This window comes from Klebsiella sp. SYXHC3 (genome assembly GCF_057196925.1).
Genome location: NZ_JBXUNG010000001.1, coordinates 126,195 through 152,201 on the forward strand (window position 1 = coordinate 126,195; position 26,007 = coordinate 152,201).

Sequence of the window (26,007 nt, forward strand, 5' to 3'; positions counted from 1 at the left end):
CTTAACGGTGGCCATACACGCGCGGACGCGTGTAGTAGTCAATCAATGGGACGGTTATATTCGCCAGCAGCACGGCAAAGGCGACGCCGTCCGGATAACCGCCGAAGCTGCGGATCAGCCACACCAGTAAACCTGCCAGCGCGCCGAAAATCAGGCGTCCGCGGTTGGTGGTGGATGCCGTCACCGGATCGGTAAGGATAAAGAACGCCCCGAGCATGGTGGCGCCGGAAAGCAGATGCATTTGCGGCGATGCCAGGCTTTCCGGCGAGAAAATCCACCCGAGAGTGGCGCAGACGGCAAGGCTTAGCAGGAAGCTCACCGGGATATGCCAGCGAATGGTTTTTTGCCAAAGCAGGAACAGACCGCCAGCCAGCCAGGCGAGGTTAACCCATTGCCAGCCAAGGCCAGCCAGTTGGCCGCCGTAAATTGGATACTGCAGGATCTCTTTTGCGCTGTACCCGGCATGAAGCGAAGTCTTAAATGTATCCAGCGGCGTGGCCTGGCTGATACCGTCGATTCCCATGCGCAGGCTGTTCATATCGCCGCCGCTAGCGGTATGGCCGCTGAAAATGACCTGCAGCGCATCCATAAAGCCAGGAATCTGAGCGGCAATTTCGTGCGGCGGTAACCAGGAGGTCATCTGCACCGGGAAAGAGATTAGCAGAACGACATAGCCGATCATTGCCGGGTTAAAGGGGTTATGTCCTAATCCGCCGTACAGTTGCTTGGCAATCACCACCGCAAAGGCGGTGCCCAACACCACCATCCACCACGGCGCCAGCGGCGGGATACTGACGGCCAACAACAGCCCGGTCAGCAGGGCAGAGTTATCCGCAAGGGTTGCCGCGATATTCTGTTTGCGCAACTTGAGAATAGCCGCTTCGGTTCCCCATGCGGTGAAGGCCGCGAGGATAATCTGCAACAGGGTACCCCAGCCGAAAAACCAGCTCTGGACGACAATACCAGGGATCGCCGCCAGCAGCACCAGGAGCATAATTCGCGAGGTCTGGCGCTGGTTGTGGGTATAAGGGGAGCTTGCGATTCTGAAAACCATTTATTCCTCGTTAACTGCCTGCTGTGTTGCTTTACGTGCCTGAACGCGAGCGATAGCTGCCGCGACGGCCGCTTTACGCGGGTCGTCATTGGCGGCGTCCGGCGCGGTTTGTTGTTCTGCTTGTTGGGCGGCTTTACGCGCCTTGGCGCGGGCGATAGCGGCCTCAACGGCGGCTTTACGCGGATCGACCGCGGGCGCTGTCTCAACCGTGGTTTCACTTTCGGCAGAGGGAGCGGCGTTTTCAACCTGCTGCGCGGCTTTACGCGCTTTGGCACGGGCGATAGCGGCCTCAACGGCGGCTTTACGCGGATCGACCGCTGGCGCAGCTTCAGCCGTGGTTTCACTTTCGGCAGAGGGAGCGGCGTTTTCACCCTGGTGCGCGGCTTTGCGCGCTTTGGCGCGAGCGATAGCGGCTTCAACGGCGGCTTTGCGCGGATCGACCGTGGGCGCAGCTTCAGCGTTAGTTTCACTTTCGGCAGAGGGAGCGGCGTTTTCAACCTGCTGCGCGGCTTTGCGCGCTTTGGCACGGGCGATAGCGGCCTCAACGGCGGCTTTACGCGGATCGGTCGCCTCGGTTGTCGATTCAACAGCGGCTTGCTGTTCAGCTTTGCGCGCCCGGGCCTCGGCTTTACGCGCTTCGCGGGCGGCAATCGCTTCGCTGTTATCTGGTTTGCTGCCGGATTGAATAACAATCGGCTGCGCCGCATCACGCTGCTTTTCACGCACGCGGGCCAATGCGGCGTTAATGGCATCCTGATCTTTCGCCGCCGGTTGTACGGCTGCTTTTTTGTGCCGCTCCTGGCGCGCGGCTTTTTCACGTTCAAGACGCGCCTGTCGCGCTTCAAACCGAGCTTTCGCCTCGGCGGCGCGCTGTTCTTCCTGACGGATGGCGGCAATTTCCGCTTTTTCCTGGCGGAAATATTGCACCAGCGGAATATTACTCGGACAGACCCAGGCGCAGGCGCCGCATTCGATGCAGTCGGCTAAGTTATGGGTAGTGGCTTTGTCGTGCTGCTGGCCTTTACTGAACCAATACAGCTGCTGGGGGAGGAGATCTGCCGGGCAGGCATCAGCGCAGGCGCTACAGCGGATACAGCCTTGCTCTTCCTGTGTTTCGCCCATCTCAGTTACCGACGGAGCCAGCAGACAGTTAGTGATTTTCACGACCGGAACGTCGAGCCAGGGCAGAGTGAAGCCCATCAACGGGCCGCCCATGATGACCATCGGCTCGGCGCTGGCGCAGAAACCGGCATCGCTCAGAAGATGGCGCACCGGCGTCCCCAGGCGCGCCCAAACGTTGCCCGGCCGGCTAATCGCTTCGCCAGTCAACGTGACGACGCGCTCGGTTAACGGCTCGCCGTCGATCACCGCGCGTTTAACAGCATAAGCGGTGCCAACGTTCTGCATCAGGACGCCAATATCGGAGGAGCGGCCGCCATGCGGCACCTGCTTACCGGTGAGAATTTGCGTAAGTTGCTTCGCGCCGCCGGAGGGATATTTGGTTGGAATCACCCGCAGCGCTATGCCGTGGGCGTCGGATAACACCGCGCGCAGCATGGAAATGGCCTGCGGTTTGTTATCTTCGATACCAATCAGCACCTGTTTGGGTTGCAGAATATGCGCAAGGATGCGGATCCCTTCAACAACCTGCGCCGCGCAATCCTGCATCAGGCGATCGTCTGCGGTGATATAGGGTTCGCATTCTGCAGCATTGATAATCAGGGTATCGATTTTATCGCCGCCGCCGCGCAGTTTTGTTCCCGTGGGGAAGCCGGCGCCGCCGAGTCCGGCGACGCCAAACTGGTGAATACGCTCGATCAGCTCTTCACGCGACTTGTTGTGGTAGTCGCTCCAGCCGTCGCGCTCGATCCAGCAGTCTTCGCCATCGGCGTCGATAATAACGCTGAGTTCCGCCAGCGCGGAAGGGTGGGCGGTGGAATGGGGGGCAATAGCCGTCACCGTTCCGGAAGTCGGGGCATGAACCGGCAGCATCCTGCCAAAGCCGCGGGTTAACGGCTGACCGCGCAAAACTTTGTCACCCGGTTTTACGCACAGTTCGCCTTCAGCACCGATATGCTGCTTCAGCGGAATGACAAAACGCTGCGGCAGAGGAACCTGACGCAGCGGCGTGCTGTTGGACTGAGTTTTCATTTCCGGCGGATGAATACCGCCGTTGAAGTCCCAGATCTTGTCTTTTCGGAAAGCGGAAAATAACTTAAACATGTTGTTCCACAGGAATATTGCGTACCGGGATGGCCTGCAGGTCCCATTTCCAGGTTTCGGTGGTCTGAGCGACTGGACGCAGGTCAATACACTGAGTCGGGCAGGGGGCAACGCAGAGATTACAGCCGGTGCACAGGTCGCTCATCACCGTATGCATGGCGCGGGTCGCGCCAACGATGGCATCAACCGGACAGGCCTGAATACATTTGGTGCAGCCAATGCAGTTGGCTTCATCAATCACCGCCAACATGCGAACCGGCTCTTGCTGCTGCTCATCGCCGTCAATAGGCTGCGGGTCGACGTTCAATAATGCGGCGATTTTTAACATGACCGCTTCACCGCCGGGGGCGCAGCGGTTGATTTTTTCACCCTGAGTGCCCACGGCTTCCGCGTAGGGACGGCAGCCAGGAAAGCCGCACTGGCCGCATTGACTTTGCGGCAGCAACTCATCAATTTTTTCTACCACCGGGTCGTCTTCCACCGCAAAACGGCGCGACGCGTACCCCAGTATTAAGCCGAAAATCAGCCCGAGCAGGCTGATGGCGATCACGGCTATCCAGACAGCGCTCATTACAACTTCACCAAACCACTAAAGCCCATAAATGCCAGCGACATTAATCCAGCGGTCACCAACGCAATCGCGTTACCGCGAAACGGCGCGGGAACATCGGCAACCACCAGACGTTCGCGAATCGCGGCGAATAACACCATTACCAGCGAGAAACCAACGGCGGCGGCGAAACCGTACAGCGCGGACTGCAGGAAATTATGCCCGAGGTTAATATTCAGCAATGCCACGCCCAGCACCGCGCAGTTGGTGGTGATTAACGGCAGGAAGATCCCCAGCAGGCGATACAGCGCCGGACTGGTTTTACGTACCACCATCTCGGTAAATTGCACCACCACCGCGATGACCAGGATAAAGGCCAGGGTGCGCAGATAAACAAGGTTCAGCGGGATAAGGATCCAGGTATCAATCAACCAGGCGCAAATTGAGGCCAGCGTCATCACAAAGGTGGTGGCCAGTCCCATCCCCATAGCGGTTTCCAGCTTTTTGGAAACCCCCATAAACGGGCACAATCCAAGAAACTTCACCAGCACGAAGTTATTAACAAGGACAGTACCGACAAAGAGCAGTAAATAATCAGCCATTATTGGACCTGAAACGAAAAAAAGCCGCCTATTATCGAATAAATCGATACCGGCGACAACAGGTGAACTGTGTGGTTATTACGGATTGACGAAGGTCCGCTTAACCCGCGCAGAGCGTCGAAAATAGGGCGCAAACAGTGCCGCAGCGAGCAACGGAAACAGCAGCTGGCGCATGGCCAGAAGATCCGAAATCGGCGAAAAAGCGAACGCCTTAATCGCCAGCAGCAGAGAAATAAGCAGCCAGATAATGTAGTGTTTGGGTACCACCGCGCGGCGTTTGAAAAACGCTATCGTCAGCCACAGGGTATAATACCACATCGCGACGGCGAACAGCAGCGAAGCCAGCCAGAGCGCCAGATGGCCAAAGCTCATGGCTTTCAGCAATGCCCAGGTCTGAGGCGCCATCAGCGCATTCGCGTACAGTATTAATGATAGGGAGGTGCTGAGCAACGCGAGCAGTAACCACGCCAGCGGCGCCAGTAGCCATCCGCCGATACGTTCTGCAGATTGAGAGGACATCCTAACCCCCGGATTCAACGCCAGTTAGTTAATTTCAGGGCGGGAAGTATAAGCAACTGGCGTGAATGATAACAGTCTTTATTGCACGTAACGCCACACCGACTTCGGCACCTGGCCTACATCGAACAGTTTTCCGCCAGAGACTAACTCGGCGCGGCGGTGATCGGCGGCGCGATACATGTTGACGATTTCATTGGTGTCAGAGAGAGAATAGTTAAGATGATCAAAAAGTTTTTCCAGGCTTTCCAGCGAACTAATTTTGCGGAATTTTAATAAATAATCCTGTACGGTCATTTGTGTATCCATTTAATAATCGGAATTAAGTCGAATATTACCAATTTTCTGTAAACCGTGTTTCAACTAACAGCGCCTTCTTGATGGGCCGGCGGAATTATTTCGGTTGCCAATACTAAAAACAAGAACTGATTAGGATCCTGGCATCGTAAAAAGAAATTTAAGAATATTCTACAACCAGATCAGGCGCCGGACGGCGCCTGGGAGGGAAGATTAACGCTGTTCGCCTCGGCTGGCAATAACGTTTTGATACCAGAAATAACTCTTTTTTCGTTTGCGAGCGCGGTTCTGCTGGTGATCGACGTAGACAAAGCCATACTGCTTCTGATAGCCGTTGAGCCAGCTTAGCAGGTCAATAAAGGACCATGGGTAAAAACCGCGGACATCCGCACCTAATGCTATTGCCTTTTCCAGCGCATTAATGTGGCTACTCAGATAGTCAATTCGCGGATCGTCGACTATTTCACCGTCAATAATCGGATCTTTCGCCCCCAAACCATTTTCGGTGATATAGATTGGGATATCGCCGTAACGCTCTTTTATCATCATGATGCCGTCGGTTAATCCCTGCGGCCAAATTTCCCAACCCCATTCGGTATAAGTACTTTGCGGATTGCGGACAAAATAAAATAATCCATCCACGCCGGACTCGCCAACGCCTGGACCATCCTGCGGCGTGGCGGAGACCGTCTCCCGACGATAATAATTCAGGCCGATAAAATCGCAGCGGTTTTCCCTGAGCAGCGCGTCGTCGCCCGGTGCGAAGCGTGGTACGTTCCACAGCGCCTGAGCCTGTTGAAGTAAAGCGTCTGGATAGGCGCCTTTGAGTACCGGATCGTATAGCCAGTGGGTATGGATAGCATCGGCCAACGCGGTGGCCTCAATGTCCTCGGCGCTTTGCGTCAACGGCGTATGGGGCTGCAGTACGTTAACGAAACCAATCTGGCCGTTAATGTTCATGTCACGGAAGGTCTTAACGGCCAGCGCGTGGGCGATAAAGACATGGTGACAAGCCTGGATGGCGCGAGCCGGGTCGCGTACCGCCGGCGGGTGGCAGCCATTAATATAACCGTGGCCAATAAATACAATGGTTTCGTTAAAGGTTGCCCACAGCTTGACCCTGGAACCGAAGCGCTGATAGCACAGTCGCGCGTATTCGGCGAAGGCTTCCGCTGTGCTCCGAGCCTCCCAACCCCCTTCGTCCTGCAATGCCTGGGGCAAATCCCAGTGATAAAGGGTGATCATCGGTTCAATATTGTGCGCCAGCAGTTCGTCGATCAGATCGCTGTAAAACTTCACGCCTGGTTCATTGACTTCACCACGGCCACGAGGCAATAACCGAGGCCAGGAGATAGAAAAGCGGTAGCTTTGTAGCCCCATTTCAGCCATCAGGGCGACATCTTCACGAAAGCGGTGATAGTGATCGACGGCGATATCGCCATTGGTGCCCTGAAAGGTGGTTCCCGGCTGGTGCGAGTAGATATCCCAAATAGAAGGGCCTTTGCCATCGGCATCGTGCCCGCCTTCAACCTGGTAGGCGGCCGTTGCGGCCCCCCAGAGAAAATCTTGCGGAAATGCGGCCATCAAAAAAACTCCTTATCAAGTGATAAAGAGAGTGTATTGAATGGCGCGACAAATCTGCAACCGGTTTCTGAAACCGGTTGCAGATTTGCGGCGAGTATCACTCTTTGCCGTTATTTCGCCTGTACGGTGTTGGCCGGAGGCGGGGACTGATAATCATCGATTTGATGCGCAACCACCAACAGCACAGCCGAAACGCCAAAAACAACCCAGCCAATAAGTTCTACAATGCGGGTAAAAACAGTCGTCATAATTCTAAAGCGGAAAGTTAAAATGGATTGAAATGTTACTAAACCGCGGAAACAACGCAAGTATTACTGCCCACGCATTGCGCAACTGGCGCAAAGATGAACAGCGTGCACGGATAATCGAAAGATTGCGGTTTATAGTTGAAGTCATGGTTGCGCACGAGGATGAGGTCATGAGTGATGCTATACGGGTAGGGCTGATAGGTTATGGTTATGCAAGCAAGACATTTCACGCGCCATTGATTTCCGGTACGCCGGGCATGGCCCTGTCGGCCGTGGTCAGTAGCGATGCGCAGAAAGTGCTGGCGGACTGGCCGGCGACCCAGGTGGTGGCTTCAGCGAATTCGCTAAATGCGGACCCTGATATCGATCTGATTGTTATTCCAACTCCCAACGATACTCATTTCCCGCTGGCGCGAGCGGCGCTGGAGGCGGGCAAACATGTCATTGTTGACAAACCTTTTACCGTGACACTGTCACAGGCGCGTGAGTTGGATGCTATCGCCAGAAGCCGCGGGCGGCTGTTATCGGTGTTCCATAATCGCCGTTGGGATAGCGATTTTCTCACGCTGAAGGCCTTGATTGCCGCAGGGGATTTGGGGGAGGTCAGTTATTTTGAATCACATTTCGATCGTTTTCGCCCGCAGGTTCGTGACCGCTGGCGTGAGCAGGGCGGCCCTGGCAGCGGTATCTGGTATGACTTAGGCCCCCATCTGCTGGATCAGGCGGTCAACCTGTTTGGCCTACCGGTAAGTATTGCCGTCGATCTGGCGCAGCAGCGCCCCGGTGCGCAGGCGACGGATTATTTCCACGCGGTGTTAGTTTATCCGCAACGGAGAGTGATTTTGCACAGTACGCTGCTGGCGGCGGCGGAAACGGCGCGTTATATCGTCCATGGTTCACGAGGAAGCTATGTAAAATATGGTCTCGATCCGCAGGAAGAGCGTTTGAAAAGCGGCGAGCGACTGCCGCAGGAGGATTGGGGCTACGATATGCGCGACGGCATATTGACCCGCGTTGAAGGCCAAGAGCGCGTCGAGGAAACCTGGCTGACGCTGCCCGGGAACTATCCCGCTTATTATGCGGCGATTCGCGATGCGCTCAACGGCAGCGGAGAAAACCCGGTACCCGCAAGCCAGGCGATTCAGATTATGGAGCTGATTGAACTGGGGATTGAATCGGCACGGCACCGGACGGCGCTGTGCCTGATTTAACAGCATGCTCCGCCTGCGCGGCGGAGCTTTGGCTTAATTAGCCTTTAGAACGCGTTGGATCAGCGCCTCTTTTTCCTGACGGCTGAGGAACGCCAGTTCCAGACCGTTAATTTGCGCCTGACGGATCTGCTCACGGCTGAGGCCCGCCGCCGGCGCGGCGACATTGTACTCGTGAATAATATCCACCCCCTGTACCGCCGGATCATCGGTGTTAATGCACGCCAAAACGCCGTGATCGAGGAAAGTCTTCAGCGGGTGCTGCGCCAGTGAAGCGACGGTGCTGGTCTGGATGTTTGACGTCAGGCAGGATTCAATGCCAATACGTTCAGCGGCGAGGAAGTCCATTAACTTCGGATCCTGCACGGCTTTCACCCCGTGACCGATGCGTTCGGCGCCCAGTTCACGAATGGCCTGCCAGATACTTTCCGGCCCGGCGGCTTCACCAGCGTGGACGGTGATACGCCAACCCGCGTCACGCGCGCGACGGAAATGATCCATAAACAGCGCGCCGGGGAATCCCAGCTCGTCGCCAGCCAGATCCAGCGCGGTGATCCCATCGCGATGGGCCAGCAGGGCGTCGAGTTCCTCTTCACAGGCCGCCTCGCCGAAGGTGCGGCTCATGATGCCAATCAGACGCGCTTCGACGCCGAAATCACGGCAGCCCTCGCGTACCCCGGCAATCACCGCTTCGACGACGCCAGCGACCGGTAATTGATGGGTCATCGCCATATAACGCGGAGAAAAACGCAGCTCAACGTAGTGCAGGCCGTTGCGCGCGGCGTCTTCAACGTTTTCCCAGGCAACACGGCGGCAGGCTTCCAGAGAAGCCAGCACCTTCACGCCCCAATCGAGTTTCGCCAGGAAGCTGACCAGATCGGGTTCATGGCTGGTGACCTGCACATGCGGACGCAGCGTTTCAAGGGTGTCTGCCGGGAGAGTAATATTGAACTGGCGGCCAAGATCGAGAATGGTTTGGGCACGGATGTTGCCGTCAAGATGGCGGTGAATGTCTGTTAAAGGCAAAGTTGAATCAATCATGGTCGCACTCATTTTTTAGTTGAAGTGCACGATATTATACATCAGCAGCGTAACCGTTTAAAAGTACGGAAAAAATCCTGTGGATACAGAGAGTTGACCAGTGAAAAGTTTGTACTTGCGCAATAAAAGAGCCAATTTTTCATTTTGTTGCGCAATTGCAGGCGATGAGCAGCCCGAAACAAAACCAACGGCGGGCCGCCTGAATATCTTGAACCGCGTGTAATAATTTCTGCAATCAAACGGGCAGAATCATATTTTCCATATGCAATAACGTATTGTCTTTTGACCAGTAGTGTCGCGTTTTTTCATTGAGATCAACCACCCACTTGAATACCCCGGCATTTGCCAGTTCGGCGCAATAGTTATCAAAAGTGGTAATACCGCTAAAGTGGCGCCGGGCGGCATCTCGGGTGAGCGCTCTGCAGGACTGGGAATTAACCCGCAACAACTTTCTGTTGCTTTTCAGGGAAACGAAAGTATCTGATGACATAACAAAATTTACATTCCCTGTAGCGACAAAATAGATGTAATAAGAGACATTGTTCTCCAGAAGTACTTCAGTAAATGAAATAAAATCCGCATCAGTGCGTACTCGCTCAAAAATGGTTCTGAGCAAATCCAGAAGCTCCATGGTTTTCCTTGTGGGTTGTGTGTGCGTGCGAAACGGCTTCCTATACAGCTGATGTATACGAAACGTTCACTTATCTATTTATTATAATGCTAATAATATAATCTTAATTTTAATGTGTGTAATGGTATTGGAACAGTGTTTCAAGTGTTACAAAGTATTGCTTTAGCGCAAGAAATCAGCAGTTCCACTGGCGGGTGAGTATAAGCAGCGTGGCGACTTATCAATAGCGTTTCGCTATTAGTCATAGTGAATCAGTATTTAATCTTAGAAAGATGCTTTTATATAGTGTCCCGGACTGACATTCCTGCCATCGTTAGCAGGCTATATTAAAAGGACGCCGGGAAAATGGCTTTTTCACTTAAAGGTTTAACTCATTCATTGGCCCTCGTTAGCGCGTTGCTGCTAGCGGGCTGTGGGCCAAAAGATCAGGATCCTAATCATATTAAGGTGGGGATTAGCGCGGGTATCGATCAGCAAGTCTGGGCGGTGGTGCAAAAAGTCGCTAAACAGAAATATAACCTTGATGTTGAAGTGGTGACTTTTAATGATTTCGTTCTGCCCAATGAGGCGCTGAATAATGGCGATCTCGATATCAATGCTTTCCAGCATAAACCCTATCTTGATAAACAGATCCAGGAGCGCGGCTATAAGCTGGTGGATGTTGGTACTACTTTTGTCTATCCGATTGCCGCTTATTCAAAGAAAATCACCGCCATTTCACAGCTTCCGGACGGCGCCCAGGTAGCGGTGCCTAATGACCCAACCAACCTTGGGCGTTCTCTGTTATTGCTGGAGCAGCAGGGGCTGATCACTCTGAAAGAGGGGGTTGGCCTGCTGCCAACCGTGCTGGATATCGTGAATAACCCGAAGAAGCTGAAAATCGTCGAGATTGAAGCACCGCAGCTGACCCGTGCACTGGATGATAAACAAGTGACCATGGCTATTATAAATACCACGTTCTCCAGCCAGATTGGCCTGTCGCCGACGCGCAATGGTCTGTTCATTGAGGATAAAAATTCGCCGTACGTCAATATTTTCGCCAGCCGCGAAGATAATAAAGACAGCGAAAAAGTGAAGAATTTGGTGAAAGCATACCAGACCGACGAAGTCGCCAACGCCGCCGCCGAATTGTATAAAGGCGATGCGGTGAAAGGCTGGTAGTTATTCTTCCTTCCCCGTCTGGTGCTGTACATCCAGCACCTCAGTTAATACGCGCCGCGCATTCGCGGCGCAGTCAATGTCATCCGGCTTCTGTTGTATCTCATGGATAACGTTGACCAGTTGCGCTTTACTGTGCGCGAGTTTCTGTTCCAGCTTTTCGATATCCGCCACTTTTTGTTGCAGGGTGGTGAGTAGCGTTTGTCGATCCCAGTGATTGAGGTCTGACGGCAATAGGGATGATATCTCTTCGAGGCTGAAACCCGCTGCCTGAGCGGTGGTAATTAGCCCCAGCACCACCAGCGTTTCTTCCGGATAGCTGCGATAGCCATTGGCTTTACGCTGCACGGTTTTGAGGATCCCCGCGCGCTCGTAATAACGGATCCGCGAAGGCGCCAGGCCGCTGCGTTTTGCCAGAGTTCCGATGTTCATTTTTATTCCTCATAAGCTGCTTGACCTTAAACTTAACTTTAAGGTTATGGTTTGTCCAGTTCACTGACTGGAGCCCTGACATGACCCTCTTTACCCCTCTGCGACTGGCCTCTGGCGTCGTCATTAACAACCGCATCGTTAAAGCGGCGATGGAAGAAAATATGGCCGATGCCGATCATGCGCCGTCAACGGAATTACTCACCCTTTATCAGGCCTGGGCGCAGGGCGGCGCCGGGGTGATTATTACCGGTAATGTGATGGTGGACGCCCGGGCGATGACCGGCCCGGCAGGCGTGGTGCTGGAAGATGAACGGCATCTGGATAAGTTCCGCGCCTGGTCGCAGGCGGCGCGCTCGAAGGGTGCACAGGTGTGGATGCAGATAAACCATCCTGGGCGGCAGATGCCCGGTGGCCTTGGGCAGGAGACGCTGGCCCCTTCGGCGCTGGCGCTGGATCTTGGCTCGCAGTCTTCACGCTTTCGCCTGCCGCGGGCGATGAATGATAAGGATATCGCCGACGTGACACGACGGTTCATCACCACCTCCCGGTTAGCGGAGCGCGCCGGATTTCACGGCGTCGAAATCCATGCCGCCCACGGCTATTTGCTGAGCCAGTTCCTCTCGCCGCTCAGTAACCAGCGCACCGATCGGTATGGCGGGAGCATTGAAAATCGCGCCCGTTTACTGCTGGATATTGTGCGCGGCGTTCGCGAGACGGTGGCGGCGGGTTTTACCGTGGTGGTTAAACTCAATTCAGCAGATTTCCAGCGCGGCGGCTTTTCGATTAACGATGCGAAGACGGTGGTGCAACTGCTGGCGGAAAGCGGCGTCGATCTGGTCGAACTTTCCGGCGGCAGCTACGAAGCGCCGGCGATGATGGGCGCCATGCGCGATGAACGGACGCTGGCGCGGGAAGCCTATTTCCTGCAGTTTGCCGAGCAAATTGCCGACGTCGCGACGATTCCTTTAATGGTTACCGGCGGCGTGCGGCGGCGTGAAGTGGCGGAGAGGGTAGTGAATAGCGGGATTGCGTTGGTGGGCATCGCTACGGCAATGGCGATAGTCCCCGGCTTGCCGCAGTACTGGCGTGAGGGGGAGTACGATGCGCCACTGCTGCGTCAGGGTAACTGGAAGAACAAGGCCATTGCCGCCACCGCGCATATGGCGGCGGTGAAATATCAGCTGCAGCGGCTAAGCCGCCACCGCGCGGTGCGGCCGCAGGTCTCACCGCTGTGGGCGCTGCTGACGGCGCAACTGACAGCAAAACGGCAGGCTAAACGTTATCGGCGCTGGATGGCGGGCAAGTAATGACAGCCGGTAGCGCGCTACCGGCCCTTCTCGTCACTTTTGAATCAGATAGCGGATCGTCGGCCCATCCTGCTGAATATCCAGCACGGTATAGCCGTGATTTTTAGCATCGTGCGGGATGTTGTTGATTGACTGCGGACAGTCGCTCACCACTTCAAGTATTTCCCCTTTTTTTAGTGCCGGCATCGCTTCAAGCGTGGCCACGGCCGGGTAGGGGCAAGGTTCACCAACCATATCGAGGCGGTAATCAGGAACGATCTCTTTCATGCGGTTTCCTTAATACGGGTCGCCGAAGTGTTTTTCTGGCGAAAGAAGTGTTTTTCCCAGGCGATGACCAACATCAGCGCGATAAATAGCAGCAGGTAGGTGATAAGCAGGCCGCCGAACGGACCAAAAGTCGTCAGCAGGTTAATCTTATCCCAGTGGGTGGCAAGCGCCGGCGATAAATCATCCCAGAAGTAAGCCAACAGGGTGGATCCGATAACGTTGCCTAACCCGACCCACCAATAATGAACCTGACCTTCAACGGCGCGATACATCCAGCCGGTTTCACAGCCACCGGCCAGCACGATGCCGAAACCGAACAGCAGGCCGCCAATTACCGCGTTCGGCCCGGCCCACATGATTTTGGGCTCCATGCCGAGCTGCACATAGCTAAAGATACCGATGGCGCTGGCCGCCATCCCGAAGATGATCGCTTTCGCCATATAGGTACGCCCGGTCACCCACATATCGCGAAAGGCGGAGGTGAAACAGATTTGTGCCCGTTCGATGAGCAGGCCAAAAGCAACGCCGAACAGCAGGGCCAGACCCAATTTAGGCTGATTGGCGGCGGTCAGTAGCCCCCAACCGATCATAGCGATAAATACCAGCATTCCCAGCCGAAAGCGGCGACGCGCCTGCGCGGGTTTTTGGGTTAACGGTGAGGCTGCGGAGACTTTCTCAATTTTAACCGGGATACGAAAAACAGGCAGCAGCGTGAAGCGCGCGCCAAACCAGGTCCCGATGGCGGTGGCGATGGCGAAGAACCATGCGTGCAGGGAAAACTGCGGGATCCCGGTAAAGAAGGCCGCCAGATTACAGCCCATTGCCAGCCGGGCGCCGAAGCCGGCAATAATCCCGCCGGCCAGGGCCTGGAAAATGCGGATGCGGCTACGCGGCATCCGCAGCTTGACGTTATTCGCCCACAGCGCGGCGGCCAGGCAGCCGCCAAACATGCCAAGGATCATCATACCGTCAATACGCGTTAACGGCGTGCCTTCGAGATGGATTAATTGATAGTAACCCCAGTTTTCGGCCGGGATGCCCATCAACTGCAGTAGTTGGCCGCCCCAGCGGGTAAATTCGCCGGTGACTGCCCAGAAAGTACCGGTAATGCCAAAATAGTAAGTAGAAAGAATACCGGCGGCGATCACCGCGGGCGCCGGTGCCCAAAATTTGATTAACCAGGCTTGTTTGAATTGTTGCCATGTCATAGAAATGCCTCTGAACTCAGAAGGTAATTCGCCCCGAAAGGGCGTGAAGAGCCGCGATAATACGCCGCTTAGCTTTCAGAATCACTCGACGAGATCAAAAGCGGGAAGAATGCCTCATGAAAAAGGCCGCCAGTCAGGGCGGCCTTAAATCAACAACGCCGGAATTAATTAAAGCCCAGGCGAATAAGATTCAATGGGCAATACAATTCATGGCTACCGTCTAATTCTACACAGTCACTGCGGCGCAGCTGTTCGCTGTTTTTATTGGCGCCATGAATAGCCTTAATCACTCCCGTCGCGCCGCTGTCGGCCACCATGACCCGGCTGCCGGCATCAATAGCATTACGGTTACGATCGTAGGTTTTCATCATTTCCTCCTCTGCATTGTCATTCGGACGTGATTGTTCAGCGTTGTTTTAATACTCCTCCGTGGTTAAAAAAGTTTTGAGATGTATCAAAATTATTTTAATTCCGGGCGCAATGACGACAGCGCGGCAATCAATCCTTGAATCCCTTTCTCAAGCTTCTCCCGCGGACAGCCGGCATTTAGCCTGATGAAACCATTACCCTCTTCGCCATAGGTATAACCCGGCATAATCGCGACTTTTTGCTCTTCAATTAGCGCGCGTTGCAGCGCACGGTCGTCGATTTCGAGCGGGCGCAGATCGATCCACGCCAGATAGGTGGCCTGCGGCGGCTGCCAGTTTAGCTGCGGGAAGGCCTGATTCAGCTGCTCGGCGATATAGCGCATGTTTTCCTGCAGGTAATCACGTAGCGCATCCAGCCAGGGCGCCCCCTGACGATATGCGGCGATATGCGCGACCAGCGCCGGAACCGACGGAGAAGAGAGACCATCGCGACCTTTCAGCGCTTGCAGATAGCCATTGCGCGAAGCAGTATCGGCGATGAGCCCATAGGCGCCGGTAAATGCCGGGATATTGAAGCTTTTTGAGCCCGACGTGAACAGCGCCCAGGGGCCCTGCGCAACGGCGCACCAGGGGGTATGACGGTGTTCGCCCCAGGTCATATCCATATGAATTTCATCGCTAATAACCCGGACGTTATGCTTCGCGCACAGCTGCGCCATGGTGGTCAGTTCGTCGCGGCTCCAGACTTTGCCCGTCGGGTTATGCGGGCTGCATAGCAGCAAAATGCGGTTGTCGGGACGGGCGAGCGCGGCTTCCAGTTCGTTCATGTCGCAGCGCCACTCACCCTCATCAAGCTTGAGCGCCACCGGGGCAATGCGGCGCTGGTTGCCGTCGATAGTTTTGTAAAACGCGTCGTAAGCCGGGGTATGGACCACGATACCGTCGCCCGGATTGGACCATTGCCTAATCATTTCGGCCACCATATAGATAACCGACGGGCCGTAAACGATGGCCTCGTGGTCAATGGGGCTATGAAAACGGCTGGCGAACCAGTGGCTGATGGCGCCGAGAAACTCGTCATTTTTCCAGCGGCTATAGCCAAAAACGCCGTGCGCCAGTCGCTGGCTGACGGCGTCGATAATGCAAGGGGCGGTAGCGAAATCCATATCGGAGATAGTGAACGGCAGCAGGTCAGCGGCGCCGAAACGGTCGGCAACATAATCCCATTGGGTGCACCAGGTCCCGTGGCGGTCAACTGGTGTGGCAAAATCAAACATCTGAACGTCCTTCGCGAGAGCCCCCTCCGGGTGAGAGGGGGCGTATGTTTAGGCCTGAACGGTATTCATCAGGGTGGCCATTTCATCTTTTACCGACTGAACCTGTGGGCCGATGACCACCTGCAGGTTGTGATCGTTAAGCTGGACCACGCCGATTGCGCGGTTGGCTTTTAACGCGGCGGTATCGACTTTGCTCATGTCGTTCACCGACAGGCGCAGGCGGGTAATACAGTTATCGAGCGTGACAATATTATCAGCACCGCCGAGCGCGGCCAGAATCGCCGGCACGTTATAACCTGATTTGCCAATCGTTCCGGCAACCGCTTTTTCGATGTTGGCCGCCGTTTCGATATCGCGGCCCGGCGTTTTCAGATTGAAGCGGGTGATGGCGAAACGGAAGATACCGTAGTACACCGCGAACCAGATGGCGGCGACAACCGGCACCATATACCACTTGGTCGCCAGACCGTGCAGGATGCCAAACACCACGAAGTCGATAATGTTGCCGTCGGTGTTGCCGATGGTGACGCCAAGTACCGCCATGATTGTGAAACCAAGGCCGGTCAGCAGGGCGTGGATGACGTACAGTACCGGCGCGACGAACAAGAACAGGAATTCCAATGGCTCAGTGGTACCGCCGACCACGCAGGCAATGACGCCGGAAATGAGCAGCCCTTTAATTTTATGACGGTTTTCCGGACGAGCGCAGTGGTACATCGCCAGCGCCGCGCCGGGCAGGCCGCCGAGGAAGGCGGGCATTTTACCCTGCGACAGGAAGCGGGTCGCACTTTCAGAGAAGCCGTGCGTCGTCGGGCAACTCAGCTGCGCCTGGAAGATGGTCAGCGCGCCGCTAACGCTGTGGCCGCAAACGTCCATGGTGCCGCCCGCTTCGGTAAAGCGGATCAGCGCCACCAGAATATGGTGTAGACCGAACGGCAGCAGCAGGCGTTCTCCGGTACCGAAGATCATCGGGCCAAAATCGCCGGCGCTATTGATAACGTGGCCCAGTCCGTTGATACCCATGGCGAACACCGGCCATACCAGCGGAATGACCAGCCCGACCAGGCCTAACACCACGGTGGTAACGATCGGCACAAAGCGCGTGCCGCCAAAGAAGGCCAGCGCATCCGGCAGACGGATGTTGTGGAAGCGTTCGTGCAGCATCCAGACGATAATCCCGGCGATCACCGCCCCGAGGATCCCGGTGTCGATCGACTGAATACCGATAATATTCTGGATGTTGTTGGCCTTGAGGATCGCCGCGTCGGTAGTCGGCAGGATGCCTTTCGCCGTCAGCCAGAAGTTGACCGCGAGGTTCATTACCGCGTAGCCGACAAAACCCGCGAAAGCGGCGACGCCTTTGTTTTCACGCGCCAGGCCGAGCGGAATTGCGATACAGAACATGACCGGCAGGAAGCTAAAAGCGAAGGAGCCGACTTTACTCATCCAGACAAAAATCGCCTGCAGCAGCGGCACGTTCAGCCACGGCAGCAGCGTAATCACATCGTGGCTGCTTAACGAGCTGCCGATCCCCAGCATGATCCCGCAAAACGAGAGCAACGCCACGGGCAACATAAAGGTTTTTCCTAACTGCTGGAAAAACTCCCATAAGGTAATTTTTGGTGCTGTTTTCGCCGTCATACACGAATCCTGGTTCTGAAAAGGGTCGATAGGATGTAACGTAGCGGCAAGATAAAACGTTTTACCATTTTTTAGTGCGATAAAAATCACATAATCAAGCGATAATAAGGTTTATAAAGATAACATACTGATAAAACGTTTTATCGAAAGGCAAAGGGAGTCAGCCAGTCGTTATGGCTATCGCAAAAAAGACAACCATCAATGATGTGGCGCTGGCGGCTGGCGTCTCGGTTAGTACGGTATCGCTGGTGCTCAGCGGTAAAGGGCGCATCTCTTCGGCCACCGGCGAGCGCGTCAATCAGGCCATTGAGCAGCTCGGGTTTGTGCGTAATCGCCAGGCGGCGTCGCTACGCGGCGGGCAAAGCGGGGTAATTGGCCTTATCGTTAGCGATCTGTCGAAGCCGTTTTATGCCGAGCTAACCGCCGGGTTGACCGATGCGCTGGAATCACAGGGTAAAATGGTATTTCTCACCCAGGGCGGGCATCGCGGCGAGAAAATGCTCCAGCGCTTCGAAACGCTGGTCTCACAGGGCGTGGACGGGGTGATTATCGCTGGCGCTATCGACAAGGGCGGCGAACTGCGCGATCGTGCCGCCGAAGTGGGGATGCCGCTGGTTTTTGCCTCCCGCGCCAGCTATCTGGACGATATCGACCTGATCCGCCCGGATAACATGCAGGCGGCGCAAATGGTAACGGAACATCTGATTCGCCGCGGTCATCAGCGCATCGCCTGGCTTGGCGGGCAAAGCGCGTCCCTGACCCGCGCCGAACGGGTGGGCGGCTATTGCGCCACATTATTGAAGTACGGCCTGCCGTTTCATAGCGAATGGGTTGTCGAGTGTGGCTCCAGTCAGCAGCAGGCGGCGGAAGCCATGATCGCGCTGCTGCGGCAAAACCCGACCATCAGCGCGGTGCTTTGCTATAACAGCGTCATCGCCACCGGGGCGTGGTTCGGTCTGCTGCGCGCCGGGCGGCAGAGCGGCGAGGGTAGCGTGGAAAGTTATTTTGAGCAACGCATCGCGCTGGCGGCCTTTGCCGAAGTGCCGGAAGCGGCGCTCGATGATGTCCCCTTGACCTGGGTGACCACCCCCGCGCGTGAGATGGGGAACAGCCTGGCGGAGTGTATTTTACGCCGCCTCGAGGAGGGGCAAGGCAGCGCGCGTAATCAGATTATGCCGCCGCGGCTGGTTATCAGAAAGTAGGGGCCGCCATCGATTAAGGTGATTCCCGGGCTACCTGACCGCAGCCCGGGACGTTTTTTACTGCTGCGGTTCGGCGGTGGGGAGCGTCAGGCCGAACATGGCGGCGAAATCAGCCAGCGGCATTTTCTGCCCGTTTAGTGTTACCTGGCCGTCGGCGTACTGCAGGCTGGAGGTAATCGCGTTATCTTCCATCGTGGTCAGACGGAACATTTGGCCCATCGCCGCCAGCCCTTTGACCTGCTGATCGGCAAGTTTCGCCGCATCTTCCGGCTGATAGCCTTCCAGCCCGGCAATCTGCGTCATCAGGGCGGTGGCCATATCCACCGGGATCACCAGCTTACCGTCCAGCGATTTAACGCTGCGGTCCAGTTCATCGGCGACGGTCTGCGGCGCGGCGGTCGTTTGCGCCGGGTCCTGCATCAGCACCGACAGATTCAGGGTGCTTTCGCCTTTAGCGTTTTGCCAGCTCAGCGGGGAAATCGTCAGCGACGGATTACCTTTCAACAGAATCGGCAGCGAGCTAAAGAAGATCTCGGTTAATGCTTGCTGATAGAGCTCCGGATTCTGCGCCAGCTCGGGCTTCGCCATCAGCGCCTGCGCCTGGGCGTTATACTGCTGACTGAATTGATGCCACGCCTGACCGTCGAGATTATCCAGCTTAACGGTGAGTTTGCCGCGGCCCATATCCTGGTTTTGCAGTTTCAGGCTGTTAAGGTTGTAATCAAGCTGGCTATTGATACGTTTGCCGTCATCGGAGAGCGTCGAGCGGCCGTCGATATTCATGCCTTCCAGCAGCGCCAGCTCTTTTCCTTCAACGCCGATAGCCAGTTTATCAAGGGCGATCTTCTGCTTGCCGATACGTTCTTCGAAGGCGGTCATTTCGGTGGCGCCGTCAGCCTTCAGGTTGCTGAAACTGAGCTGGACTTTCTGGTTGTATTCGTTGACCGCGTTGATCTGCCCGCTGGCCGCTTCGCCGCTCAGGCTAATAGTTTTGCCATCGCGATCGGCATTGAGCTGGAACTGACCGCCGCTAAAGATAACTTTTTCATTGTCTTTAGCGTAATCCAGCGGGTTAAGGAAGATGGCCGACTGGGTATCGCCGCTGTAGGCAATACGGGTGTCGATGTTAAACGGCGACTGCCCTTTGGCGATATCAAACAACGCTTTGCTGGCATCGTTATTCACCAGAGTGGTGTTGACCGAGGCCATTGCCGGTACCAGATTAAAAGATTTTAACGAGGCAAGCGGGAAGGGACCATGATCGACCTTTTCGTCAAAAATCAGGCTCTGACCGGCGGCCAACAAGCTGTGCTCTTTACCGGCCTGCGGCTTCACCACCAATTGCAGGTGGCTGCTGAATAACCCGCGCTGGTAGTCCTGATAGCTCAGCTCTACGCCAGCTTCCGGCGCGTTGCTCTGTAGTTGGGCATTCGCCTGCTGCACCATTTCGGCAATACGGTTTTCCAGTTGCTTACCGGTAAACCAGGCCCCGCCTGTCCAGACGACGCCGAGCGCGACGATAACTCCCGCAGCGACCAATGTTTTTTTCATAGCATTTGTCCATAAATGAAACCAGGCGGAACATGCCGCCTGGTGGTGTTGTCATGATGGGGGAAGTCTAGCAACTGCGGATTAAAAGTTCAGTAACTTACTTAAGCTTATTGAACACGCGCGCCAGACGACCCTGGCCACTGACCTGTACCGGTGATTCGTTGCAGGCGATAAACGCCGATTCACCCGGCTGCAGGGTCAGACGCTGTTCGCCTTTACGCAGCGTTGCTTCGCCTTCCACGCAGAACAGAATCGCGGCGCTCTCTTGCGCCAGAGAGGCTTCATTGCTGGTCAGATCGTGCAACGAGAAGGCGAAATCGTCGACCGGGATTGGGAAATCCAGCTCGCTGCCGTGTTGTTCCGGCTGGGTCAGCAGCTCAGAGGCCGGTTTGGCGACAAACTTCACGTTTGCCACCAGTTCCGGAATATCGATGTACTTCGGCGTCAGACCGGCGCGCAGTACGTTATCTGAGTTGGCCATCACTTCCAGCGCGACGCCCTGCAGGTAGGCGTGCGGGGTTTCGGCAAACAGGAACATCGCTTCGCCAGGATTCAGTTTCACCACGTTGAGCAGCAGCGGAGAGAAGAGGCCGCTGTCATCCGGGTAGAATTCAGCGATCAGACGAATGGTCTGCCACGGCTCGCCCTGTTCGCGGTCGAGGGCGCTTTGCAGCACGCTGAGCGCATGCGCTTTTTCTTCGCCTTTCATATTCAGCAGGCTGGCGAACAGCTGGCTTAAACGCCCGGCGTCCGGCTGTTGAATGAATTCGCCGATGGCAGGATGCGCCCCGGCAACCGGCTGCAGCAGCGCGACAATTTCATTAAATTCGCGGAACGCGTTCATGGCGAGGAACGGCGTCAGGGCGAAGACCAGCTCCGGCTTGTGATTGGGATCTTTATAGTTGCGCTCTGCGGCATCCAGCGGAATACCCGCGGCGTTCTCTTTGGCAAAGCCAATTTCCGACGCGCGTTTATTCGGGTGAACCTGGATGGAGAGCGGCTGGGTGGCACACAGGACTTTGAACAAGAACGGCAGCTCGCCGAAACGCTCGGCGACATTAGTGCCGAGAAGGGCGTTTTTATCGGCCTCAATCACGTCGCGCAGCGACTGCGGCTGGCCGTCGGCGTTAAGGATCCGCGAACTGCTTTTCGGGTGTGCGCCCATCCACAGTTCCGCCATCGGCAGATTGTCCGGATTGGCGATACCGTAAAGGTCGGTTAACGCGGTGTGACTTCCCCATGCATAGTTTTGCACTGAGTTAATGAGCTTCTGCATTCTCAATCCCTGTTTCCACATAAAAATGTTGGCTCTATTAAACCAACAAATCGTCGAGAAGCAACTGTTGAAAGAAAAAGTCGTCCTTGTCTCAGTTTTTGTTAAAAAATTGTGTAAAATTGATCGACTCGCTTTTCTACAGGCAAATGGAGTGTCTGCCTGAAACATAATCAGCCAAGCAGTAAGTGAGAGTACAATGTCGAACAAACCGTTTGTTTATCAGGATCCTTTTCCGCTTAAAAAGGATGACACCGAGTATTATCTCCTCAGCAGTGATTACGTCTCCGTCGCCGAATTCGCCGGCCAGGAGGTTCTGAAGGTTGAACCCCAGGCGCTAACCTTACTGGCCCAACACGCGTTCCACGACGCCTCCTTTATGCTCCGCCCGGCACATCAGCAGCAGGTTGCGGATATCCTCAACGACCCGGAAGCCAGCGAAAACGACAAATACGTCGCGCTGCAATTCCTGCGTAACTCCGATATCGCCGCTAAAGGCATTCTGCCGACCTGTCAGGATACCGGCACCGCGATCATCATGGGCAAAAAGGGACAGCGCGTATGGACCGGCGGCGGCGATGAAGCCGCGCTGGCGCAGGGCGTGTACAACACCTATATCCAGGACAATCTGCGTTACTCGCAGAACGCGCCGCTGGATATGTATAAAGAGGTTAACACCGGTACCAACCTGCCGGCGCAGATCGATCTTTATGCTACCGATGGCGATGAGTATAAATTCCTCTGTATCGCCAAGGGCGGCGGCTCCGCTAACAAAACGTATCTCTACCAGGAAACGAAAGCGTTAATCACCCCGGCGAAGCTGAAAAACTACCTCGTCGAGAAGATGCGCACCCTCGGCACCGCGGCCTGTCCGCCGTACCATATCGCCTTTGTGATTGGCGGCACCTCTGCGGAAGCGACGCTGAAGACGGTGAAACTGGCCTCGACCAAATACTACGATGGTCTGCCGACCGAAGGTAACGAACATGGCCAGGCGTTCCGCGATGTGCAGCTGGAGCAAGAGCTGCTGCTGGAAGCGCAGAACCTCGGCCTCGGCGCGCAGTTCGGCGGCAAGTACTTCGCCCACGATATCCGCGTAGTCCGCCTGCCGCGTCACGGCGCTTCCTGTCCGGTGGGGATGGGGGTCTCCTGTTCCGCCGACCGTAACATTAAAGCCAAAATTAACCGTCAGGGGATCTGGCTGGAAAAACTGGAGAGCAACCCAGGCAAATATATCCCTGAGCACCTGCGTCAGGCCGGTGAAGGCGAAGCGGTAAAGGTGAACCTCAATCAGCCGATGAGCGAGATTCTGGCGCTGCTGTCGCAGTATCCGGTGTCGACTCGTCTGTCGCTGAGCGGCACGATCATCGTGGCCCGCGATATTGCCCATGCCAAGCTGAAAGAGCTTATCGATAACGGCGAAGCGCTGCCGCAGTATGTCAAAGATCATCCGATTTACTACGCCGGCCCGGCGAAGACGCCGGATGGTTACGCCTCCGGTTCTCTGGGGCCGACGACCGCTGGCCGCATGGACTCGTATGTCGATCTGCTGCAATCGCACGGGGCGAGTAAAATCATGCTGGCTAAGGGTAACCGTAGCCAGCAGGTGACCGATGCCTGCCATAAACACGGCGGTTTCTATCTCGGTAGTATCGGCGGCCCGGCGGCGGTTCTCGCGCAACAGAGTATCCGCAGCCTTGAGTGCGTGGCTTATCCGGAGCTGGGAATGGAAGCTATCTGGAAAATCGAAGTGGAAGATTTCCCGGCCTTTATCCTCGTTGATGATAAAGGTAACGACTTCTTCCAGCAGATCCAGACGTCGCAGTGCTCGCGCTGCGTGAAGTAAACGAGACCGCCCTTCGGGGCGGTTTTTGTTTGGGCCGCTTAGCGGCACGAACGACCAAAACAACTAATAAATCTGGTTAATACTTAATCCTTTAAGCAGGTGAGCTTTGTCGCTATGACGCACTTTGAATCCAAGGAGAAAGTAATGACAACGCATCGCAGTGAAAAAGACTCGATGGGCGCAATCGACGTCCCGGCCGATAAACTTTGGGGCGCGCAGACCCAGCGCTCGCTTGAGCATTTCCGTATCTCAACGGAGAAAATGCCTGATGAATTGATCTATGCGCTGGCGCTGACCAAGCGAGCGGCGGCGAAGGTTAACCAGGACCTGGGCTTGCTGGCGGCGGACAAAGCGGACGCCATCATCGCTGCCGCAGATGAAGTCCTCGCCGGCAAGCATGCGCAGGAGTTTCCGTTAGCTATCTGGCAAACCGGCTCCGGTACCCAAAGCAACATGAATATGAACGAAGTGCTGGCAAACCGTGCGAGCGAGTTGCTTGGCGGCGAGCGCGGCATGGCGCGCAAAATTCATCCCAATGATGACGTCAATAAAAGCCAGAGCTCGAATGATGTTTTTCCAACAGCCATGCACGTCGCGGCGCTAATCGCGCTGCGCGAAAAGCTGATCCCGCAGCTACAGGCGCTGCGCGCCACGCTACAGGAAAAGTCGCTGGCCTTCGGTGACATCGTTAAAATTGGCCGCACGCACCTACAGGACGCTACGCCGCTGACGTTAGGGCAGGAGATCTCCGGTTGGGTCGCGATGCTGGAACATAATCTCCGCCATATTGAACACAGCCAGCCGCATCTCGCTGAGCTGGCGCTGGGCGGTACGGCGGTTGGCACCGGCTTGAATACGCACCCGGAATATGCGGTGCGGGTGGCGGCGGAACTGGCGTCGCTTAGCGGGCTGCCGTTCGTCACCGCGCCAAACAAATTTGAAGCGCTGGCCACCGTGGATGCGCTGGTTCATGCCCACGGCGCGCTGAAGGGGCTGGTGGCTTCGCTAATGAAAATCGCCAATGATGTGCGCTGGCTGGCCTCCGGGCCGCGCTGCGGCATCGGTGAGATCGCCATTCCGGAGAACGAACCAGGATCCTCCATTATGCCCGGCAAGGTCAACCCGACGCAGTGCGAAGCGTTGACCATGCTATGCTGCCAGGTGATGGGTAACGACGTGGCGGTGAATATCGGCGGTGCGTCAGGGAACTTTGAGCTCAACGTCTATCGGCCAATGGTCATCCACAACTTCCTGCAGTCGGTACGCCTGCTGGCGGATGGCATGGAGAGCTTTAATGAGCACTGCGCGGTGGGCATTGAGCCGAACCGCGAGCGGATCGGCCAGTTGCTTAATGAGTCGCTGATGCTGGTGACCGCGCTCAATACCCATATCGGCTACGATAAAGCGGCGGAGATCGCCAAAAAAGCGCACCATGAAGGGTTAACGCTGAAAGCCGCGGCGTTGTCGCTTGGTTACCTGACGGAAGCGGAATTCGATAGCTGGGTTCGCCCGCAGGATATGGTTGGCAGCCTCGCTACTCGCTAGCCAGCCATAAATGCAGACGCGGGATCAGTAATCGTAACGACTGCGCCTGCGGTTTGTGGCGATACTGCACGTTATCAGCATCGTAATTCAAGAGTTCGCCAAGATCCGGCACGCTTACCCCACGCGTGCCGGAGATAAGCGCAATCAGCGGGCCGGGACAGGCGTACTGCACCTGCTTCTGCTCGCCGGCATACCACACTCTGGCAATCGGCTGTACCTTGACCGGGCGTTTGATTTTCAATTTTGCCCGCTGCGGCAGGGCGGCGATATCCTGAAATTCCCGTTCCAGCTTGCTTTGCCACTGTTCGCGGGTCCAGGGCGGCACCGCGCGCGGCGATTGCAGGCTCTTCTCTAGCTGCATTAATACTTCATCGCGGGTCAGATTTTTAATCACATGCTTATTGGCCCAGCCGAAGCGGATGGTGCTGGGGTCGCACAGCGGCGTCAGCGTACGATAGGCGCTGAGGGTAATCAGGCCGGGCAGGTGGCGGTGAACCCATTCGAAACGCGCGGCGGCCGGCAATCCGGAATCGACGGTGACGATTCTCTCAAACGCCGCTTTCAGCGCGTTAATGGCGCTGATTTTCTCCAGCAGCTCTGCCTGCTGTTGCGTATCAACCGCCAGGCAAATCGCCCCGGGGAGGCGTACCGCCGCCTTGCTGCTGCGGTTTTCCGATTGCTGCTGAATAAACAGATGGCTGTAGTGCCTGAGCGCCATCTCCAGCGCGCTTTGGCCGACGTGCTGCGTGACCTGAATGGTATCCAGCGGCGCGTGCTCCGCCTCTTTGCTCACCGCCGGCAATTCGAAAACCCGCGCCGCCAGCAGGCGGCAGCGGCTCAGCGATGCTTTGAAGGTTTGTAGCTCGCGCTCAAGCTCACGAAAGGTGTCATTTAAGCGCGCAACGAGGTCGTAGCTTGCCATGTTTACCGCCTTAGTTACAACATACTATTTGAGTATAAACTATACGCAGGCCGTAA

The 26,007-nt window shown here is 55.9% G+C and carries 25 protein-coding genes; 6 read left to right on the forward strand and 19 right to left on the reverse strand.

Features of this window, described 5'->3' with window-relative positions; genetic code table 11:
- Window position 1: 1 nt before the first annotated feature.
- The 8 genes from rsxD to blr form a co-directional block, all read right to left on the reverse strand.
- Window positions 2-1,054: an electron transport complex subunit RsxD gene (rsxD, locus tag AC2CGP_RS00610; protein ID WP_213759224.1), complete on the reverse strand. Its 1,053-nt coding sequence runs from the start codon at window positions 1,052-1,054 to the stop codon at window positions 2-4.
- Complete coding sequence (gene rsxC, locus AC2CGP_RS00615; protein ID WP_046884245.1) at window positions 1,055-3,277, reverse strand: electron transport complex subunit RsxC; 2,223 nt, start codon at window positions 3,275-3,277, stop codon at window positions 1,055-1,057.
- Window positions 3,270-3,848, reverse strand: a complete 579-nt coding sequence (gene rsxB, locus AC2CGP_RS00620; RefSeq protein ID WP_020078990.1) for an electron transport complex subunit RsxB — start codon at window positions 3,846-3,848, stop codon at window positions 3,270-3,272. Before rsxB ends, rsxC begins: the two co-directional genes overlap by 8 nt.
- Window positions 3,848-4,429: an electron transport complex subunit RsxA gene (rsxA, locus tag AC2CGP_RS00625; RefSeq protein ID WP_015366851.1), complete on the reverse strand. Its 582-nt coding sequence runs from the start codon at window positions 4,427-4,429 to the stop codon at window positions 3,848-3,850. The genes rsxB and rsxA overlap by 1 nt, the downstream gene beginning before the upstream one ends.
- Window positions 4,430-4,507: 78 nt before the next feature.
- The gene (locus tag AC2CGP_RS00630) at window positions 4,508-4,948 is read right to left on the reverse strand and encodes a DUF2569 domain-containing protein (protein WP_015366850.1); all 441 of its coding nucleotides are present in this window, start codon (window positions 4,946-4,948) and stop codon (window positions 4,508-4,510) included.
- A gap of 78 nt (window positions 4,949-5,026) precedes the next feature.
- Window positions 5,027-5,242, reverse strand: a complete 216-nt coding sequence (gene ydgT, locus AC2CGP_RS00635) for a transcription modulator YdgT (RefSeq protein ID WP_015366849.1) — start codon at window positions 5,240-5,242, stop codon at window positions 5,027-5,029.
- Between the two features lie 213 nt (window positions 5,243-5,455).
- Entirely contained in the window at window positions 5,456-6,826 is a 1,371-nt protein-coding gene (locus AC2CGP_RS00640) for a GH1 family beta-glucosidase (RefSeq protein WP_020078989.1), read from the reverse strand.
- Window positions 6,827-6,936: 110 nt separating this feature from the next.
- Window positions 6,937-7,074: a division septum protein Blr gene (gene blr, locus AC2CGP_RS00645; RefSeq protein ID WP_020078988.1), complete on the reverse strand. Its 138-nt coding sequence runs from the start codon at window positions 7,072-7,074 to the stop codon at window positions 6,937-6,939.
- Between the two features lie 170 nt (window positions 7,075-7,244).
- On the opposite strand from blr, the gene AC2CGP_RS00650 reads away from it, so the two are divergent.
- Window positions 7,245-8,285 (forward strand): oxidoreductase, encoded by a 1,041-nt coding sequence (locus tag AC2CGP_RS00650; RefSeq protein ID WP_020078987.1) that lies wholly within the window; start codon window positions 7,245-7,247, stop codon window positions 8,283-8,285.
- Between the two features lie 33 nt (window positions 8,286-8,318).
- Here AC2CGP_RS00650 and add read toward each other — a convergent pair whose 3' ends face one another.
- Both add and AC2CGP_RS00660 read right to left on the reverse strand, forming a co-directional pair.
- A complete protein-coding gene (gene add / locus AC2CGP_RS00655) occupies window positions 8,319-9,323 on the reverse strand; it encodes an adenosine deaminase (protein WP_020078986.1) in 1,005 nt (334 codons plus the stop codon).
- A gap of 235 nt (window positions 9,324-9,558) precedes the next feature.
- Complete coding sequence (locus AC2CGP_RS00660; RefSeq protein ID WP_020078985.1) at window positions 9,559-9,954, reverse strand: DUF1398 domain-containing protein; 396 nt, start codon at window positions 9,952-9,954, stop codon at window positions 9,559-9,561.
- A 345-nt stretch (window positions 9,955-10,299) separates the two neighbouring features.
- Between AC2CGP_RS00660 and metQ the strand changes: the two genes are divergently transcribed.
- Entirely contained in the window at window positions 10,300-11,115 is an 816-nt protein-coding gene (metQ, locus tag AC2CGP_RS00665; RefSeq protein ID WP_020078984.1) for a methionine ABC transporter substrate-binding lipoprotein MetQ, read from the forward strand.
- On the opposite strand, the gene AC2CGP_RS00670 is transcribed toward metQ, so the two are convergent.
- Complete coding sequence (locus tag AC2CGP_RS00670) at window positions 11,116-11,544, reverse strand: MerR family transcriptional regulator (protein WP_015366842.1); 429 nt, start codon at window positions 11,542-11,544, stop codon at window positions 11,116-11,118.
- 80 nt (window positions 11,545-11,624) lie between these two features.
- On the opposite strand from AC2CGP_RS00670, the gene AC2CGP_RS00675 reads away from it, so the two are divergent.
- Window positions 11,625-12,851 (forward strand): NADH:flavin oxidoreductase/NADH oxidase family protein, encoded by a 1,227-nt coding sequence (locus tag AC2CGP_RS00675; RefSeq protein ID WP_020078983.1) that lies wholly within the window; start codon window positions 11,625-11,627, stop codon window positions 12,849-12,851.
- 33 nt (window positions 12,852-12,884) lie between these two features.
- Here the strand turns inward: AC2CGP_RS00675 and yedF are convergent, their stop codons facing one another.
- The 5 genes from yedF to malX form a co-directional block, all read right to left on the reverse strand.
- A complete protein-coding gene (gene yedF, locus AC2CGP_RS00680) occupies window positions 12,885-13,118 on the reverse strand; it encodes a sulfurtransferase-like selenium metabolism protein YedF (protein WP_015366840.1) in 234 nt (77 codons plus the stop codon).
- Entirely contained in the window at window positions 13,115-14,326 is a 1,212-nt protein-coding gene (yedE, locus tag AC2CGP_RS00685) for a selenium metabolism membrane protein YedE/FdhT (protein WP_020078982.1), read from the reverse strand. Before yedE ends, yedF begins: the two co-directional genes overlap by 4 nt.
- A 164-nt stretch (window positions 14,327-14,490) precedes the next feature.
- Window positions 14,491-14,694 carry a putative selenium delivery protein YdfZ gene (gene ydfZ, locus AC2CGP_RS00690; RefSeq protein WP_015705242.1) on the reverse strand — a complete coding sequence of 68 codons (204 nt, stop codon included), beginning with the start codon at window positions 14,692-14,694 and terminating at the stop codon, window positions 14,491-14,493.
- Window positions 14,695-14,786: 92 nt separating this feature from the next.
- The gene (locus AC2CGP_RS00695) at window positions 14,787-15,971 is read right to left on the reverse strand and encodes a MalY/PatB family protein (protein ID WP_020078981.1); all 1,185 of its coding nucleotides are present in this window, start codon (window positions 15,969-15,971) and stop codon (window positions 14,787-14,789) included.
- A gap of 48 nt (window positions 15,972-16,019) precedes the next feature.
- Window positions 16,020-17,612 carry a maltose/glucose-specific PTS transporter subunit IIBC gene (gene malX / locus AC2CGP_RS00700; protein ID WP_015705244.1) on the reverse strand — a complete coding sequence of 531 codons (1,593 nt, stop codon included), beginning with the start codon at window positions 17,610-17,612 and terminating at the stop codon, window positions 16,020-16,022.
- Window positions 17,613-17,785: 173 nt separating this feature from the next.
- Between malX and AC2CGP_RS00705 the strand changes: the two genes are divergently transcribed.
- Window positions 17,786-18,814 (forward strand): Mal regulon transcriptional regulator MalI, encoded by a 1,029-nt coding sequence (locus tag AC2CGP_RS00705; protein WP_015705245.1) that lies wholly within the window; start codon window positions 17,786-17,788, stop codon window positions 18,812-18,814.
- A gap of 57 nt (window positions 18,815-18,871) precedes the next feature.
- On the opposite strand, the gene AC2CGP_RS00710 is transcribed toward AC2CGP_RS00705, so the two are convergent.
- Together AC2CGP_RS00710 and manA are read right to left on the reverse strand one after the other, a co-directional pair.
- Window positions 18,872-20,365 carry a YdgA family protein gene (locus tag AC2CGP_RS00710; protein WP_020078980.1) on the reverse strand — a complete coding sequence of 498 codons (1,494 nt, stop codon included), beginning with the start codon at window positions 20,363-20,365 and terminating at the stop codon, window positions 18,872-18,874.
- Window positions 20,366-20,462: 97 nt separating this feature from the next.
- Window positions 20,463-21,641 carry a mannose-6-phosphate isomerase gene (gene manA, locus AC2CGP_RS00715; RefSeq protein ID WP_020078979.1) on the reverse strand — a complete coding sequence of 393 codons (1,179 nt, stop codon included), beginning with the start codon at window positions 21,639-21,641 and terminating at the stop codon, window positions 20,463-20,465.
- 196 nt (window positions 21,642-21,837) lie between these two features.
- On the opposite strand from manA, the gene fumA reads away from it, so the two are divergent.
- The gene (gene fumA, locus AC2CGP_RS00720; RefSeq protein ID WP_015366832.1) at window positions 21,838-23,484 is read left to right on the forward strand and encodes a class I fumarate hydratase FumA; all 1,647 of its coding nucleotides are present in this window, start codon (window positions 21,838-21,840) and stop codon (window positions 23,482-23,484) included.
- Window positions 23,485-23,628: 144 nt separating this feature from the next.
- On the forward strand, window positions 23,629-25,029 hold the full coding sequence (fumC, locus tag AC2CGP_RS00725) for a class II fumarate hydratase (protein ID WP_484502226.1): 1,401 nt from the start codon (window positions 23,629-23,631) through the stop codon (window positions 25,027-25,029).
- Here fumC and tus read toward each other — a convergent pair.
- Window positions 25,019-25,951: a DNA replication terminus site-binding protein gene (gene tus / locus AC2CGP_RS00730; RefSeq protein ID WP_015366830.1), complete on the reverse strand. Its 933-nt coding sequence runs from the start codon at window positions 25,949-25,951 to the stop codon at window positions 25,019-25,021. The genes fumC and tus overlap by 11 nt on opposite strands.
- Window positions 25,952-26,007 lie beyond the last annotated feature (56 nt).